Origin of the sequence: Candidatus Methylacidithermus pantelleriae (genome assembly GCF_905250085.1) — a bacterium.
GTDB lineage: Bacteria > Verrucomicrobiota > Verrucomicrobiia > Methylacidiphilales > Methylacidiphilaceae > Methylacidithermus > Methylacidithermus pantelleriae.
Window position 1 is genome coordinate 333,400 of record NZ_CAJNOB010000001.1, and the last position, 15,295, is coordinate 348,694.

Here is a 15,295-nt window from a genome sequence, read left to right on the forward strand (position 1 = left end):
ACGTTCAGAAGGAAGGTTTCTTCTTGGATGAGGCCGGATCCCCCATAACGAATCCGGCGTTGCCTACTAGGGCAACTCAATGGGTTGGATACCCCGGTACTCAAAGCGCGGCTTTTGAATCCACCGGCCGTTTTCGAGCACGGGCTCCTTATGGATCCTAACTTCGGTAACCTCTAAGCGGTGATCCTTGGGTGCGACCCAAAAGTCCAGATCGTAGAGCTTTTCGGGTTCCCCAACCGGATGGAAGTCGGTGCAGGCAAAGTAACCTTTGCCCGGCAGTTTGCGGACCGGGTCATGAATAGCCACCAGCTCAAGCTCCAGGTCTTTACCGCTTTTGGGGTCATGAATCCGAAACGTTCCTTCCGGAGAGCCTTTCTGGCCGGCAATGTACTGGTGGATTGCGGCCTTGATCTCCCAGGCGCGCTTCTCCTCCCTCTCTCCCGGGTGTTCTGTGACCGGGACCCACCACCACAGAAGGGGTTGCCGGGTCACCTCGACCCATTGACCCCCGCGCTCCGCGGGCTCTTTATAAATTCGGATATCAACGATCTTAGGTTTGCCATCCTTTTCTTCCACCCAGAAGTTCAACCGGTAGTGTTTCTGGGGTTCCTTATGAACGGCAAACTCCACGTCCACGAAATCCCCGTAGGGGGGCATTCCTCGAATCCCTTGAACACCAACAAAATCGAGAAGCAAACGATCCCCCGTTTTTTCGTCGCGGTAAAGAAAGCTTCCGTTCTTGCTTCTGCTTTGGATATAGCGTTCCACCGTTTTTTTGACCTCTTCTGCTGGAACGAGGGCCCGGGTGGGTTCGAAGGACGATCCGACAAAAAGGAGACAGGCAAGGAAAGCCGTCCCCCAGGAGCTTGCCAAGCCCGAAAGACCAAAGATCGTGCTTTGCGTTTTGTGGCTTTTTCGAACGAAATCCATGGCTCCGAAACTAGCTTGGGAAGTGGTTGAGGAAAAAGAAAATTTGCGTTTATTGTTGACTTAGCAAACTTCGGCGGATAATGGGAACGACCTAGGAACAGGAGGAAGACGCATATGATTTCCAAAACATCTCAAAGGATCCCAGGCACAGGCCGTGCCTTTCTAGCATTGCTCTTAGGTATAGGAACCCTTCCCTTGGGGGTGCAAGCCAATGAGGAACTCATTCGGCTCAGTAAAAACCCTGGGGATTGGCCGATGCCGCGTAAGAACTATTCTGCGACGGCGTATAGCGAGCTAAACCAGATTAACACCCGAAATGTGGGTAAGCTTACCCAGGTATGGTCGTTTGCGACGGGTGCTTTGCGGGGTCATGAGGGATCTCCGCTGAAAATCGGGGATACGCTCTACGTGCACTCGGCCTTTCCCAACCATGTTTATGCCCTTGATCTTACAAAAAAACCGTATGCGATTAAATGGAAGTACACCCCTGCTCAGAATCAACAGGCGGTGGCCGTTGCCTGTTGTGATACGGTCAACCGGGGGCTGGCCTATGGGGATGGAAAGATCATTTTAGTCACCCTCGACGGCCAGGTGATCGCATTGGATGCGCAGACCGGAAAAGAGGTCTGGAAGGCGAAGAATGCTGACCCCACCAAAGGGGAGACCATCACGGCAGCTCCTTTGGTGGTTAAAGACAAGGTACTGGTAGGAGTTTCGGGTGGAGAATTTGGAGTTCGGGGCCGGATGACTGCCTACAACCTGGCCAATGGGGAGCGAGCTTGGCTAGGGTACAATCAGGGCCCGGATGAGGATATTCTTTTGGATCCTGACTTCAATAAGGAATGCCCTCACCATGGGGGGCCGGGAGATGGGGTGAAGTCGTGGCCGGACGAGCAGTGGAAAATCGGGGGTTCCACGGTGTGGGGCTGGTTCTCCTATGATCCCGAACTTGACCTCGTGTACTACGGGACCTCGAACCCTGGGACATGGAATCCGGATCAGCGCAAAGGGGGCGATAACAAGTGGTCTTGCTCTATCATTGCCCGTCACCCCGACACCGGCAAAGCTCGGTGGGCATACCAGATGACGCCGTGGGACCATTGGGATTACGATGGAATCAATGAGAATGTGCTGGTGGATCTAAACTTTGGCGGAAAGAAGGTTAAGGCACTGGTCCATTTCGATCGTAACGGTTTTGCGTACACGTTGGATCGCGAGACGGGTAAGGTTCTGGTGGCAGAGCCGTTTGTCTATGTCAATTGGGCTAAGGGAATTGATAAAAATACCGATCGCCCCATTGAGGTTCCCGAAAAACTGACCAAGCAGGGGGTTGATACGAAAAATATCTGCCCATGCGCCATGGGTGGGAAAGACCAGCAGCCCTCTGCCTATTCTCCCCAGACCGGTCTTCTGTACGCCGGAACCAACAACATGTGCATGAACTATGAGGGAGTCGAAGTAAAGTATGCGGCCGGAGCTCCCTATGTGGGGGCCAACGTGCTTATGTTTTCGGGCCACGAAGGAAAAGATGATTACTGGGGCGAGTTTATCGCTTGGGATCCCGTAAAGGGCAGGAAGGTGTGGGGAATTAAGGAGAAATTCCCGGTGTGGAGTGGCGTGCTTACCACCGCCGGTGGGGTGGTCTTTTACGGAACCATGGACGGGTGGTTTAAAGCGGTGGATGCCAAAACCGGCAAAATCCTCTGGCAGCATAAAGTGGGTTCCGGCGTCATTGGTAACCCCATGACCTTCTTGGGACCGGATAAAAAGCAGTATGTGGCTGTCTATACGGGGGTCGGAGGGTGGTTCGGACTTCCAGTTGCTCAAGGGCTACCTCCAGATGACCCCTTTGGTGCGCTGGGTGCGATTGGGGCGGCTTACCAATCGGGCTTGGACAAGGCAACAAGCGTCGGCGGAGAGCTTGTCGTTTTTGCTCTTCCGTAACCCTCTAGCAAAGTTCCACGAGAAACGTCTTAAGGCTGGATGGGCGTTTAGGAAGAGCGTGAAGGGGTCGCTGCAGCGGAGTGAATCTTTTCCCTGCAGCGATCCTTGTTGTGGGCCCGTACGGTAGTCGCTCTTTTTTTCAAAACGGACCTTTTGACAACAATGGGGTCTCGCAGGTGGAAAGGAAGATCCATGATCGAAGCAAGGGCCAGAAAGATTGGCGTGGGTCTGGGATTAGTGATTGGCTTGGCGATGGTCGGTTTAACGATTCCCGTTTCTAGCTTTGCCAAGGGCGTTTTACGTGTTTGTGCGGACCCGGCGGACCTTCCGTTTTCCAACCGGGCCAAGGAGGGATTGGAAAATCGCATTGCGGAGGTGGTGGCTTCGGCCCTCGACTGGGATCTCCAATACTACTGGTGGCCTCACCAGCGCGGTCTTGTGCGGAAGACTCTCCAGGCAAGGCACTGCGATGTCTTAATTGGCGTTCCCTCCGACTATGATCCGGTTTTGACGACGCGTCCTTACTATCGCAGTACCTATGTACTTGCCTACCGGTCGGATCGAGGGATAACCATTCGCTCTCTCCAGGATCCGGTTCTGTCCCAATGGAAGATTGGGGTCCACTGGGATACCCCCGGACACGTTCTTCTGGCTGAGCGAGGTCTTACCCGCCATCTGGTTCCCTACTCTTTGATCTACGATCCTGTTTTTCATCCGGAAAACTATCCGGGTCGGATTATGGAGGATCTTCTTTCCGATAAGATAGATGCGGCGGTCGTTTGGGGGCCCATCGCCGGGTATTTTGCAAAAAAGAAAGGAGCTCCTGTGGCCATTTTCCCCTTGGATCGCGAGCCATGCCGCGTCCCGCTGAGCTTCAATATCTCGATGGGGGTTCGAAAAGGGGATTTTGTGCTGAAGGAAAAGCTCGAATCTGTGTTAACCGCTAAAAGTCAAGAGATTCGGAAGATCCTCGAAGAGTATGGCGTGCCGATACTTGAGCCGTTACCCCAGAAGCCCAAACGGGAAAAGCATCCTCACGGACCTGTTCATTCTCATTCGCACACCGCCGACCAAGCATGGGTGCGGCCGACGGCCGTCATGGTTTCTAATAACGCAGGTGCCGGCGTTGGGCCGGGATCCAACACGCCTCGAGGTTTTGTTTGTTGAATGAGCCAATCTAGCCGTGGAACAAACGTATGAAGTCCAGCATGAAAAACGGTGTTCGCAGATACCTTGGGCGAGAGAATACCCTCCCTAACGTCGGGTTTGGATGGGTAGTGGTCGGTGTAGCAAGCTTGGGACTCTTTTTTGTTCCTCTCGGTGGCTACGGGGCCACTAAGAACCCGTATCAAAACGATCCTAAGGCAATTGAGGAAGGCAAAAAGATCTGGTTTAGCGTTGGTTGTACAGGATGTCATGGAGCGGGAGGCGGAGGTGGGATGTGTCCGTCCGTGGGCGATGATATATGGGTCTTTGGGGGGGACGATGAGACGCTGTTCCGCTTGATCAAAGGACAGATCCCCCAGCAAACGATGCCACGGACCTTTGGCCAAATTTTAAGCGACGACCAAATTTGGAAAGTTCTTGCCTTCGTGCGAACGTTGAAATTTGCGGGGGGAAGTTCTGGCAGTGCCACGGGAGTTCCTGGGGCTTCCATGGATGCCCACGGTCCAACTACGGTCTCCATCCCCATGGAGGAAAGGTCCTGTGCCGTCATCGCGGCTAACCGGAGGCTTCTTACCACCTTGCTTCCCTCGGTGCCCGGGTATCGACGGAGCTATGTTTGTGTGTTGAGCTCGAATCTTTCCGTGGATTCGATTGAAGGGTTAGTCTCAAAGAAGGCTCAGGTCAGAGCAGAGAAAGGATTCGGGGAAGCTCTGGCAAAGCGATGGAAACTCCCGGTTCAGGCGTTTGATGATTCGGTTGACGCTTTTGAGACTCCGGTCGAAGAGATTTTAGCGGGAAAGCTAGACGCAGCGATTTTGTGGGCCCCTATGGCGGGGTTTGCTTTGTGGCACCTGGATAAAGGACACAAGTTGAAGGTGTTGCCTTTGAAAGAGACAGCGGAGCCACCGGAAGGTTATCGAGGCCAAAGCGGGGGTTCAGGTTACGTTGAGAAATGTGCGCAGGCGATCGCTGCGGTTCTGGGTTCCTACGGCGTAAAGCCTTCGGGCTCTTAAGTTCCACAAGAACCCCGATGCGGGGCTCCCGTTTAGGGATGGCCAGAGGGGGGACCTTTTCCCACGGGCTGGCCGGGAGAAAAGCAGGTTTTGGGTAGGCGATCCTCGACCCAAGACTGCCTTTCAGGCCAAACGAGAGAGCTTAGGATTCAAGAGCTTTTTCATCCCTTGCCGGGGAGAATGCGGCCAAGCTTTTTCCTCGCGGCGAGTTCTAGACGTGGGCATTTTGGGTTGGCCGAAGGAAAATAAACCAATCCTTTCCTTTGGCTGGGGACGACGGTTACTTCTTTTTGCTTGTTCCTTTTCTCTTCGCCAGGGCAAGAGGCTTCGTGCCTTGTGCTCCAAAGGGCCACAAGCCCGATGCCCACATGCATTGGGGCCGCACTTGATTAGCTTTTGGGAAAAAGCGCCGGGTTCTCCATTTCCAGTTTGGGTCGTTTTGCCCAAAAGTTCTTGGGAGTGACAGTCGTAGGAAGCAAAGAAATCGCTTCGTAAAAGTTGACCAGGAACGGGAGCCATCGGTAAAGTAAAGCACGCTTAGGTGCCAGAGCGAGTCCTTTGCCAGCCAAAAGGACTCTTTGCGAAAGCGGTGGGTTTACCCGCCGGAAGGGTCTGGGGCGCCGATGGCCAGTTCTTTCAATGATTTTGTTTTGCAAACGGCTCTCGAGCGCGGGTGGATTAGCCATGGCCAGTTGGAGTCCATCCAAGCGGCCCGACAGTCGCTTCCCGATGTTTCCCTCGCAGATCTCCTTTACGAGCAACAGATCATTAGCGTAGAACAAAGGGACTGGCTCTTGGAGACATATCGAAGCCAAGCCAAGGAGTGGGAAGCCAATCTTTCCGGCAACGAGCGTTCCGGGGCAGCGGAGCTTGTCCCATCTGCCGTAGAAAATTCCACCACGGAGGAAGTTACCGAGTCGCTGGAGATCCTCAACCGTTATTTGGAACATGCGTTTTCCCTGGGCGCAACGAGCTTGCATTTATCTCCAGACCGACCGTTGCGTGTCCGGCTCGAGACCAACCTTCAACCTCTCTACGAAGAGGCGTTTCTCATCCCGGCAGAGGCCATTGAGCCGGTTGCCAAGGCGATCCTTGGACCCAGGCGGTGGGAACGAGCTCGAGAGCGAGGATCGGTGTCTTTCTCCTATGCGGTAAGGGGATTAGGACGTTTTCGTGGGCACCTGTTTCGCGAGCGTCAGGGTTGTCACGTGGTCTTTTTCATGCCACTAGGCAAACCGAAAGGTGTTGAGGAACTCGGACTTCCAGAGGTTGTGCGAGGTTTAACCAAAAAGAAAGGAGAACTGGTTCTGGTCGCAGGAGGACGGGGCAGTGGTCGAACCACCACGCTGGCCGCGTTGGTGGAAGAGATAAACCGCACGCAGGGCGTTTATGTCGTCACGGTCGAGGATCCTATGGAACTTTGGCTGGAGCCCAAGCAAGCCATGATTGCCCAGAAAGAAGTGGGACTCCACTGTTCGGATATGGCTGCCGGTATTGAAGCCGCTCTTGCGGAAAATGCCGACGTACTTGCCATCGGCTGTCTAGAGGATCCTGAGAGCATCCGACTGGCATTGGAAGCGGCCGACCGCGGGCTTCTGGTCCTGGCCACCATCCTGGGGAACTCTGTCCCAGAGGTGCTTCATGGTCTGGTCCACTCGTTTCCCGGGGAAGAGGAGGGGATCGTGAGACGGTTACTTGCGGAGCTTCTCGGGGGTGTGGTTTGTCAAAAACTGGTTCCTTGCCGAGACGGTCTGCGGAAGGTTTTGGCCTCCGAAATCCTGCTCCCCGCACCGAAGGTTGTCCAGGCGATTGCTGCGGGAGCGTGGGGAGAGATTCCTGAGCTTTTACGCGAGAGTCGCCCGTTGGGGATGCGGTCTATGGAGGATTCGCTGGGGGAACTCGCCGCCAAGGGACTGGTGGCTTTGGATCCGGTATCCGGTGTTGCCGACTCGTCCCGTGCGTATGCAAACTGGATTCCCCTCGGGGGGACGGCGCCTTAAGTAAGCCCCTTTCCTGTGAAAGACTTTTTCTCGTTGCTGGAAGCGGCTGTAGCGGGAGGAGCTTTAGATCTTTACCTCTTCGAAGGGTATCCTGTTCGCATCCGAGCTGGAGGAAGTCTGCAGACGATTCGTCCCAAACCGTTAGGGGGGGATGAGCTAAGGACAATGCTCGAGCCGGTGGTCCCTTCAGCTGGTTGGACGAAACTCAAGGATGGTGGAGAGGTTTGCTTTTCGTTTGCTCTGCGCGACAAGGCTCGAGTTCGTTGCGTCCTTTTTCGACATGCTCAAGGGTTGGGAGCCTCCTTGCGGCTTTTTCCCTTGCCTTTGCCTGAGTTGTCAAGCCTTGGGCTGCCCGCAGAGTTCCTCCAAAGTCTTGGCGAATGGTCGCAGGGACTCGTTTTGGTAGTGGGTCCCACGCGGAGTGGAAAATCGACCACGCTAGCTTCTCTGGCTCAGGAACTGGCCCGATCAGCTTCCCGCCACATTGTGACCCTTGAAAAACCTATTGAATGGATTGTGGCTCCAGGAAAGTCCATCGTAAGCCAGAGGGAGATTCCGGCGGATGTGCCGAGCTTCGCGTTGGGGCTGCGGGAGCTAGCGTACGAAGATGCGGATGTTGCCATTGTAGGATCGCTTGATCAAGCCGATTCGATCGTGCCTGCTTTTCGGTTGGCCGAGCAGGGAGTTTTTGTGGTGGGAGCGTTATGCACGATCGCGCAACCGCTGGCGATTCTCCAGCGCCTTATGGCTCTGTTCGGCGAGCGGACACGCGACCAGATTCGTTCTTTGCTGAGTCGACAGCTCCGGGCGATCCTTGGTCAGCGTTTGCTTCCCCAATCGGATGGGAGAGGATGGGTGCTTCTGGCGGAGGTTGTGGTGTTTGACGAAACCGCGCGAGCCCTATTGGGGGAGGCACGCTTCGAAGAGCTGGCGCGCTGGCTCAAAGAGAACCGAAGGGACTCATCACCTTCCCTTCGGCTTTCTTTGGAAGAGCTGGCGACCAAAGGAAAAATTGGTTTGGGGGAAGCCAAAACGGAACTCGTCCTTTTGGAACGGTCGGAGCAGTGGCTTTAGGGCTTAGCTGGGAAGCGAGGCAAATAGGGCGGGGAAGATATCGAATTTCGCTTGCGGGTTGGGCCGCGTGGAGGGCTAGGGCAGATTTTTTCCCGTACGGTCAGCGGTCCCAGCCTGGGTGTGGGCTTGGAAAGTGGCCAGCTGGGGCGTGGGCTTGTGCGACGGAGCCCTATGGAGAACGTCTTTCGGTTTTCCAAAAGCAAGGGGGGGATTGTGGCAGGTGGTGTCTTTCCTTGAGTGACCGGAAAAAGGAACTGCAACATGCCTGATCTTTTTAAGAGAAATCTCCTTGGGCTTTTCCGTCGGTTTGCCCTTCGGAAAGAAAGAGTTGCGCTCTGGGAAACGGGTTTCGGGCTAGGGTAAAGGAACGCTTTGGAGCGGTTTGTTTCCTTGTCCCGTTCTTTGCTGCCTCGAAAGCTTTCGGGTGAGCGGAGAATCGAAAGCCTTTGGATCACCAACGGCTTTTTGCTACAACAAAAAACAAAGACCCTGGAAGGTACGAAAGGTAAATGGAGGTCTTAGCAGTCCATGCCCCATGATCGATCGAGAAGAATTATCTTGGCAACTGCTGCGGCGTCGGTGCGATCCCAACCAATTTGAGTTCGAGACAACGGAAGCAATCGCCGACTCGGCAAGACCCTTGGGGCAAGAACGCGCAGTCGAGTCCCTCCGGTTTGGGGTTGAGATCCACCAGCCTAATTTTCACCTTTATGTGATGGGGCCTCCTGGCACCGGGAAACACTCCCTGGGCTTACAGTTGGTGACGGAGCAGGCCCGCAGGGAGCCGGTTCCTGATGACTGGTGTTACGTGTTTAACTTTCAGGATCCTTCCAAGCCAAAGAGTTTGAGGTTTCGAGCCGGCAGAGCTCGCCTTTTTGCCAATGCGATGCAGCAGTTGGTGGAGGACCTTAAGGTTGCGATCCCTAGCGTGTTTGAAAGTGATGAATACCGGCTGCGGGTCAGCGAAATTGAGCAGAGCTTCCAACGCAGGAGGGAACAGGCCCTGCAGGAGCTGCGGTCAAGAGCTGAGTCGGCTGGCCTAGCCCTTCTCCAAACCCCCGCAGGGTTTATCTTTGCTCCTGTGCGGGGCGGCCAAGTTTTGGACCCGGAAACCTATAACCGTCTTCCTCCAGAGGAACGAAATCGAATCGAAACCACGATCAAAGAGTTGCAGGAGGAACTGGTGCGGATCATCCGGGAAATTCCTCGATGGCGAAGGGAGGCCCAGCGGAAAATACGGGAGCTTAACCGAAGTTTTGTCCAGGCGGCTGTAACGGGGCTCGTGGAGGAAGTACGAAAGAATTTTTCGGATCATGCTGAGGTTTTGGACTATCTGGCCGACGTGGAGAAGGATCTTCTACTTCATACGGAGACGTTTCGGCAGCCTCGAGAAGAGACAAGCCCGATCCCCGGTCTACCCTTGCCGCAATGGGACCCTTTGGAGATGTTTCTTCACCGGTATCAGGTCAATGTGCTCATTGACCATTCCCAGTCCCAGGGAGCCCCGGTGGTATATGAGGACAACCCTACGTATCAAAACCTGGTGGGCAGAATTGAACATGTCCCTCATTTAGGGGCTTTGGTCACAGACTTTACTCTCATCCGATCAGGCGCGCTCCACCGGGCCAATGGCGGATATCTCCTGCTGGATGCGTGGAGGCTTTTGACCCAACCCTATGCCTGGGAAGGACTCAAACGGGTACTCTATTCGGGAAAGATTCGGGTCGAATCACTCGGGCATGCTCTGGGATGGGCCGGAACGGTTGCACTGGAGCCACAACCTATCCCGGTTCAGGTGAAAGTGATCCTGATTGGGGAAAGATTTCTTTATTATCTTTTGCATTCCTTAGATCCCGATTTCCGGGAGCTTTTCCAGGTGATTTCGGATTTTGAAGAAGCAATTGCGAGGGACCCTCGCACCGAGCAGGAATACGCACAACTTTTGGCCTCCATGGCTCGCTCGGAAGGGCTTCTTCCTCTCGATCAAGGGGGTATAGCTCGCATGGTGGAAGAGAGCTCCCGGATGAGCGGAGATGCGGAGAAACTTTCTATCCAAACCGGACAGATCTCAACCCTTCTGCAGGAGGCCGACTACTGGGCCAGGTCTCGGGGATCGAAAGTGATCGGAAGGGAGGATGTGGAGAGGGCGGTTGCGGCGCGTGTACGAAGAGCTGATCGAGTCCGGCAAAGGATCTTGGAGGAAACTCTTCGGGGCCGGCTTCTCATCGATACGGAAGGCTCCATCATTGGGCAAATCAATGGATTATCGGTCTGGCAACTGGGCGACTACACGTTTGGACATCCTACCGGGATCACGGCGCGGGTTCGCTTTGGGAGCGGCAAGGTTGTAGATATTGAGCGGGAGGTTGCTCTGGGAGGACCGATCCACTCAAAAGGGGTTCTCATTTTGACTGGATTTCTTCTCGGACGCTATCTTCCAGAGGAACCTCTATCCCTGGCCGCTACGCTTGTCTTTGAGCAAAGTTACCAGGGTGTCGAAGGAGATAGTGCTTCGGCGGCTGAGCTCTTTGCTCTTTTGTCGGCGCTGGGAGGGGTGCCGATCAAGCAAGCCATTGCGGTCACCGGTTCGGTTAACCAGCATGGGATCATTCAGCCGGTCGGTGGGGTCAACGAAAAAATTGAGGGTTTTTTTGACGTTTGCCGCGCCCGCGGATTGACCGGAGAACAAGGGGTGATCATCCCAGCGGCCAACCGGACACAACTCATGCTCCGGGAGGATGTGGTCGAAGCTGTCCGGGAGGGAAAGTTTCATATCTACGCGGTGGAAACAGTAGACCAGGGAATGGAAATTCTTACGGGAATCCCTGCGGGAGAAAGGGGATCCGACGGACGGTTTCCTCCGTCCACGATCAATGGTAGAGTGGAAGCGCGCTTGGCAGAATTCGCTCAAAGAGCACGTGCTTTCCAGCCGGAGCGGGCGGAGGTCAAATGAACACCGGACCGATTGTGGTAGCCTTGGATGCTTCCCCCTCCAGCCTTGCGGCTCTGGAAGCGGCTGCTGTTCTGGCGGCTCATCGGGGCAGCGAGCTATGGGGCCTCTTTGTGGAAGACCAGAATCTTTTCCGTTGTGCAGCCTACTCCTTTGCGTCCGAAATCGATGCCGTTTCGGGACAGGTGCGGCGCGTGGATCCCCAGGCCATCGAAGCGACCTTGGAAGCCCTTGCAGCGGAAGCCCGCCGGGCGCTCGAGGAGGTTGCAGGCCGGGCTGCTTTGCGCTTTCGGTTTGTGGTGATCCGGGGGATAGTTGAGGAAAAGCTTTTGGAATGGGCCAGCCAAGCTGAGCTGGTGGCTTTGGGCCGTGCGGCCGGGCAAGAAGCAAGCCTTCGGATCGGCTCGACTACTCGGAGACTCATTTTGGAGACTTCGACCCGTGTGTTGGTTCTCCAGCAACGATCGGTTCTTAAGGCGCCGGTTGCGGTACTTTTGACTCCTAGGGATAGCTGGGAACGGCCCCTGGAGATTGCTCAGGATCTGGCCCGGGCTTGTGGGGATGGAATTGTTTTTTTTCTCCTGTTGGAACGCCTGCAACGAGCCGAAGAGGCCTGGGAGCAAAAGGCAAAAGAGTTTGTGGCTCGGCTCCATGTTCCGGTAACGATTCGGAGGGTCGTTGCGCCTCGAGGGGTAACGCTTCAAGCAGAGCTATGGAAGGAGAAGGCCGGAGCGGTTGTCGCCAGCCGGGCCCATGTGGTTCGGGATGAAGGGTTTTTCCAAGAACTTCTGGCTGGGCTGGATTGCCCTTGGCTCATCGTCTAAAAGACCAGGGTATAGCGCGAGCTGGGGAGGGGATTCGGCCCGTTCCTGTCGAAAGAGAAAACGGGTGGACGCTTTGCCTGGGGCCGATTAGGCTCTGGGGCAGGGGAGCTTTTCGATGAGTGGACCGGTGAGTGAAGGGGTGAGAGCGCCCCGCTGGGAACATTTTCCTCATGGGGCCGATGTCGGCATTCGCGGCATCGGGACCACCCAAGAAGAGGCCTTTGAACAAGCAGGCATTGCCCTCATGGCCGTTATGACCGACCCGGCGAAGGTTGGCACACAGACGGTGGTGGAGGTGGAGCGAGAGGCTCCTCAAGAAGAACTTCTCCTTCTGGAATGGCTCGATAGCATTATCTACCAGGTGGCAGTTCATGGGCTGGTATTTGGGAAGTTTCTCGTTCGGTTCCCTGAAAAACATCGCTTGCAGGGGGCCATGTTGGGTGAGCCTTTGGATCCCTCGCGGCATGAGCGTCGGGTAGAGGTCAAAGGACCAACGTGTACGGAACTTCTCGTGCGCCAGGACCCTACGAGCGGGCTGTGGGTCGCCCAGTGTGTTGTGGACGTGTAAGGAGGGATCTCAGAGCAAACCTGAGGGTAGTGGGGTTGCCAACGGCTTACCAATATGGCGACGCGTAAGGCTATGGATGCTAGCCTATCCGCAGGAGGTTTGAGTGCATGGGCCAAGCGGCAGGGTGTTTGTTACAAGAAGGCTGGCGGATGTGGAGAAGGAGGAGCGTTTGCCCGTTCCCACAGAAGAGGTGCCGATCGAAACCGTAACCGTGCGTGTGGAGGCGGTACCACCCGATGGTGTGGCCCTCTGCCCGGGGATGTGCAAGCGCCGATCAAATAGCGGATTGAGAGAGACAATGCGGTTAGGTTCTCCGAGTTGGGTCGCAAGCAAAAAGTTGCGCAACGTCACGGCCGGTAAGGAGGTCGGCTCCGGGATGAACGACCATCGTAGAGGGGTGGTCAGGGAGGTCTGTGATCCGAAGGCCCGCGTCATCCTGGTCGAGTAGTGCGGCAGGCTCTACGGGCTTCGGTTTTGAGTATGGAGAAGCGGCATTGGCTGCCGAGAGTCGATCGATTCTGGTAGTGGATCCCAATGAGATGACCGACGGTATCGTGCGCGACCTCCATGAGGTGATCGTTCGATTGTGTGCCAGGGTTTACAGGGGGAAGAGGTCTATTGGCAACCGCTGCCAAGAACGCGCTCGAAGCCATTCATGAGGAAACTTCCGATTTTCACATGAGAGAGACGTTTGACGCTAAGACCGGAAAAGGTTTTTCACCTCTTAACATGTAGGCTGCGCTCGCCGGACGGGGGAGCGGAGTTTTTTCGGCTCGATGTGGGCTCGTGTCTCGCTCAAAGAAGCTTAAGCGATCCTTGCTGCCACGGTTTGGTCTCCCCGCCAGAGCGTTCCAAGCCCCTCTGGGTCCGAGCTTAAAGGAAGGATCGCTTCGCTCGGCGAAAGGCGGCCCGAGCTCATTGAGAAAGCTAAGGAGCGGGATGCGGAGAACGGAAACGGTGATCCACAAACTCCAGAAAAAATGCCGGGATCGAACGTTTTGCATGAGAAAAACGGGCGGCGAGCCATCCTGTGGACGCAGCAGAATGCGCTCCTGGACGATCAGAAGTCCCGAGCGGGTGTGTGTCTCTGTTTCGGTTCCCTGCATCCCTTCGGCAAGGAGTTTTCCTGGAAGAAAACCGATACGCTAACCACCCGCACTGGAAGAGGGATCGGCAGGCGGAGCGGAGGGGCCCGGTCTGTGTGCCTGGCTCGAAGGACAAGACCTCCGGAAACCCCTCCTGCCAAGCCGGATTCGCCACCGACAGAAGCCTATCGGCTTGCGGTTGCGGCTGCCGGACGGATTGGGAGCCTGAGCCAATACCTGGTTCTTGAGGGCGTGCGCTTTCGCCCACGGCCAACAGGCGATCGTCCAGGTGCCCTCCGCGCCAGCGGGATGGGGACCGCGTCAATGAGAGCTTGGGACACTCGTCCGGAGGCGGCAGAAAACTGCGGTAAAGCTACCGCTTCGTGCGGGAGCGCGAAAGGGGTGGTGGGTATTTGCCAAGCGTCGAGGCGCGGACCCGTCGCCCTGGTGACACGCTGCCTTACTGGGGCGCTAGGCACCGACACGAACGAGGATCATCTCACCGGCGCCGAAATGGACCGGGTTTGGCAAGCACCCAAAAATCCGCGGCATCCAAGGGAGTCTCCATGGCGAGAGCGGGTAGTAGGCCAAAGCCGTTTTTGCCCATGGGTGCAAGGCGGTTGTGATCGGAACAGTTGGATCGTGGCAAGAGGAAGGTCGATGTGGAGTGGGTGGATCCCGTTTGCGGCTCGTTTGCTCTCCTTCTAGGCCTGCCGCTTGAGGCGAGCGCAATGCTCAAGGCCGCTTTTTTTCGCGCGGGGTCGTGCTGATCGGAGTTGACCCGGGCGTACACGTCTCTCCTCGGCGCGCTCACCTACGGGGGTCTTCATGGCACGATTTCTCAGAAGCGCGCGGGCTTGTGTTCTCGCTCGGAAAAGGATTGGGTTTCTTGGAACGCCCATCCGTGCCAGAGGCACTCGTGGCTACTTTGGCAATGGCGGCCGTGTCAGCTTGGTCCCATCCCCAAGCGATCGGAGGAAGGATACATGGGCACCTCTATGGCGGGGGTTTGGGGAAGACGCAAAGCGGCGCATGCAGCCAATGCCTGGTTGGGAGGCAGTCGGCTGGCTGCCGTGCCTCTGTCGCCGAAGACGCGGGACTGACCGCTACCCGGGCTTTGCGGGTGAAACCGGGGCAGGCGAATCGGGGGGGAATGCTATTGAGCCGGCGTCGCGCACGAGCTTCCCCAGGAGAAAAATGGTTGTCTAGGGTTTTCGGAACGGTAACCGGTTGGAATCGTTTTTGAAAGGAAGTGAAGTCCCGGGGTTGTCGTTTGGGGGAGGAGGGGATGCCACGGGTTTTGGCGAAACATCTTGGAGCAGGTTAGATGCCGATGGGAAAAGTGTGGGGGTGTTTTTCGAAGAGCTTTGTCCTATTTCCATTCCATTTGGGTTGTGCAGCAGTGCACGGTTCTTTTCCTTGCGGGCTTGCTGGCAATCTTCCCTGTGAGGATCTGTGGAGAAAAACGAAAAGCTTGTGGGAAGAGCTTTGGTAGCGAAAGCTTAAGACTGGCCGCGATGAGAGGATGCTCGTAGAGGGAAAACCTTGCCGGCGTTGTGAGAAAACGAGCAAGGGCCACAGCGAAAAGCCCACCGCACCGAACCGACATCCCTTGCACTGGGAAGGTGGGCGACAAAAGGCGGGTTTTGAGTGGAAAAGCCCTGGAGGCAAACGGGGTTGGCAAGCTTGGCGAACTGTTTCATCTTTGTATGGTGAGATTCGGGATTTCTTTCCTAGGTG

At 55.9% G+C, this 15,295-nt stretch carries 13 protein-coding genes; 12 read left to right on the plus strand and 1 reads right to left on the minus strand.

All coding sequences use genetic code 11. The features are described 5' to 3' along the window. Nucleotides 1-66: 66 nt before the first annotated feature. Entirely contained in the window at nt 67-930 is an 864-nt protein-coding gene (locus tag KK925_RS01435; RefSeq protein WP_174581803.1) for a hypothetical protein, read from the minus strand. A gap of 114 nt (nt 931-1,044) precedes the next feature. Between KK925_RS01435 and KK925_RS01440 the strand changes: the two genes are divergently transcribed. The 12 genes from KK925_RS01440 to KK925_RS01495 all read left to right on the plus strand — a co-directional run bounded on the left by KK925_RS01440 (nt 1,045) and on the right by KK925_RS01495 (nt 14,801). Continuing rightward, the gene (locus KK925_RS01440) at nt 1,045-2,874 is read left to right on the plus strand and encodes a methanol/ethanol family PQQ-dependent dehydrogenase (protein WP_174581804.1); all 1,830 of its coding nucleotides are present in this window, start codon (nt 1,045-1,047) and stop codon (nt 2,872-2,874) included. Between the two features lie 192 nt (nt 2,875-3,066). Then, nucleotides 3,067-4,041 carry a substrate-binding domain-containing protein gene (locus tag KK925_RS01445; protein ID WP_174581805.1) on the plus strand — a complete coding sequence of 325 codons (975 nt, stop codon included), beginning with the start codon at nt 3,067-3,069 and terminating at the stop codon, nt 4,039-4,041. A gap of 41 nt (nt 4,042-4,082) precedes the next feature. Then, complete coding sequence (locus KK925_RS01450; protein ID WP_214096187.1) at nt 4,083-5,054, plus strand: c-type cytochrome; 972 nt, start codon at nt 4,083-4,085, stop codon at nt 5,052-5,054. A 623-nt stretch (nt 5,055-5,677) separates the two neighbouring features. Then, nucleotides 5,678-7,054 (plus strand): type IV pilus twitching motility protein PilT, encoded by a 1,377-nt coding sequence (locus tag KK925_RS01455; protein WP_174581807.1) that lies wholly within the window; start codon nt 5,678-5,680, stop codon nt 7,052-7,054. Nucleotides 7,055-7,069: 15 nt separating this feature from the next. Next, complete coding sequence (locus tag KK925_RS01460) at nt 7,070-8,128, plus strand: type IV pilus twitching motility protein PilT (RefSeq protein WP_174581808.1); 1,059 nt, start codon at nt 7,070-7,072, stop codon at nt 8,126-8,128. Nucleotides 8,129-8,663: 535 nt separating this feature from the next. Beyond that, nucleotides 8,664-11,081 carry a Lon protease family protein gene (locus KK925_RS01465; protein WP_174581809.1) on the plus strand — a complete coding sequence of 806 codons (2,418 nt, stop codon included), beginning with the start codon at nt 8,664-8,666 and terminating at the stop codon, nt 11,079-11,081. Next, nucleotides 11,078-11,902 carry a universal stress protein gene (locus tag KK925_RS01470; protein ID WP_174581810.1) on the plus strand — a complete coding sequence of 275 codons (825 nt, stop codon included), beginning with the start codon at nt 11,078-11,080 and terminating at the stop codon, nt 11,900-11,902. The genes KK925_RS01465 and KK925_RS01470 overlap by 4 nt, the downstream gene beginning before the upstream one ends. Before the next feature lie 115 nt (nt 11,903-12,017). After that, entirely contained in the window at nt 12,018-12,470 is a 453-nt protein-coding gene (locus KK925_RS01475) for an archease (protein WP_174581811.1), read from the plus strand. Between the two features lie 298 nt (nt 12,471-12,768). Beyond that, nucleotides 12,769-12,918 carry a hypothetical protein gene (locus tag KK925_RS01480; RefSeq protein WP_214096188.1) on the plus strand — a complete coding sequence of 50 codons (150 nt, stop codon included), beginning with the start codon at nt 12,769-12,771 and terminating at the stop codon, nt 12,916-12,918. Next, entirely contained in the window at nt 12,884-13,129 is a 246-nt protein-coding gene (locus KK925_RS01485) for a recombinase family protein (RefSeq protein ID WP_214096189.1), read from the plus strand. Before KK925_RS01480 ends, KK925_RS01485 begins: the two co-directional genes overlap by 35 nt. 321 nt (nt 13,130-13,450) lie before the next feature. Continuing rightward, nucleotides 13,451-14,263 carry a hypothetical protein gene (locus KK925_RS01490; protein WP_174581814.1) on the plus strand — a complete coding sequence of 271 codons (813 nt, stop codon included), beginning with the start codon at nt 13,451-13,453 and terminating at the stop codon, nt 14,261-14,263. Between the two features lie 172 nt (nt 14,264-14,435). Then, nucleotides 14,436-14,801 carry a hypothetical protein gene (locus KK925_RS01495; RefSeq protein WP_214096190.1) on the plus strand — a complete coding sequence of 122 codons (366 nt, stop codon included), beginning with the start codon at nt 14,436-14,438 and terminating at the stop codon, nt 14,799-14,801. Nucleotides 14,802-15,295 lie beyond the last annotated feature (494 nt).

What these genes read in the sequence shown, in the direction of transcription:
- KK925_RS01470 (WP_174581810.1), top strand. Translation starts at nt 11,078, where the DNA reads ATGAACACCGGACCGATTGTGGTAGCCTTGGATGCTTCCCCCTCCAGC.
- KK925_RS01440 (WP_174581804.1), top strand. Translation starts at nt 1,045, where the DNA reads ATGATTTCCAAAACATCTCAAAGGATCCCAGGCACAGGCCGTGCCTTT.
- KK925_RS01455 (WP_174581807.1), top strand. Translation starts at nt 5,678, where the DNA reads ATGGCCAGTTCTTTCAATGATTTTGTTTTGCAAACGGCTCTCGAGCGC.
- KK925_RS01480 (WP_214096188.1), top strand. Translation starts at nt 12,769, where the DNA reads ATGCGGTTAGGTTCTCCGAGTTGGGTCGCAAGCAAAAAGTTGCGCAAC.
- KK925_RS01435 (WP_174581803.1), bottom strand. Translation starts at nt 930, where the DNA reads ATGGATTTCGTTCGAAAAAGCCACAAAACGCAAAGCACGATCTTTGGT.
- KK925_RS01465 (WP_174581809.1), top strand. Translation starts at nt 8,664, where the DNA reads ATGATCGATCGAGAAGAATTATCTTGGCAACTGCTGCGGCGTCGGTGC.
- KK925_RS01445 (WP_174581805.1), top strand. Translation starts at nt 3,067, where the DNA reads ATGATCGAAGCAAGGGCCAGAAAGATTGGCGTGGGTCTGGGATTAGTG.
- KK925_RS01490 (WP_174581814.1), top strand. Translation starts at nt 13,451, where the DNA reads ATGCCGGGATCGAACGTTTTGCATGAGAAAAACGGGCGGCGAGCCATC.
- KK925_RS01475 (WP_174581811.1), top strand. Translation starts at nt 12,018, where the DNA reads ATGAGTGGACCGGTGAGTGAAGGGGTGAGAGCGCCCCGCTGGGAACAT.
- KK925_RS01450 (WP_214096187.1), top strand. Translation starts at nt 4,083, where the DNA reads ATGAAAAACGGTGTTCGCAGATACCTTGGGCGAGAGAATACCCTCCCT.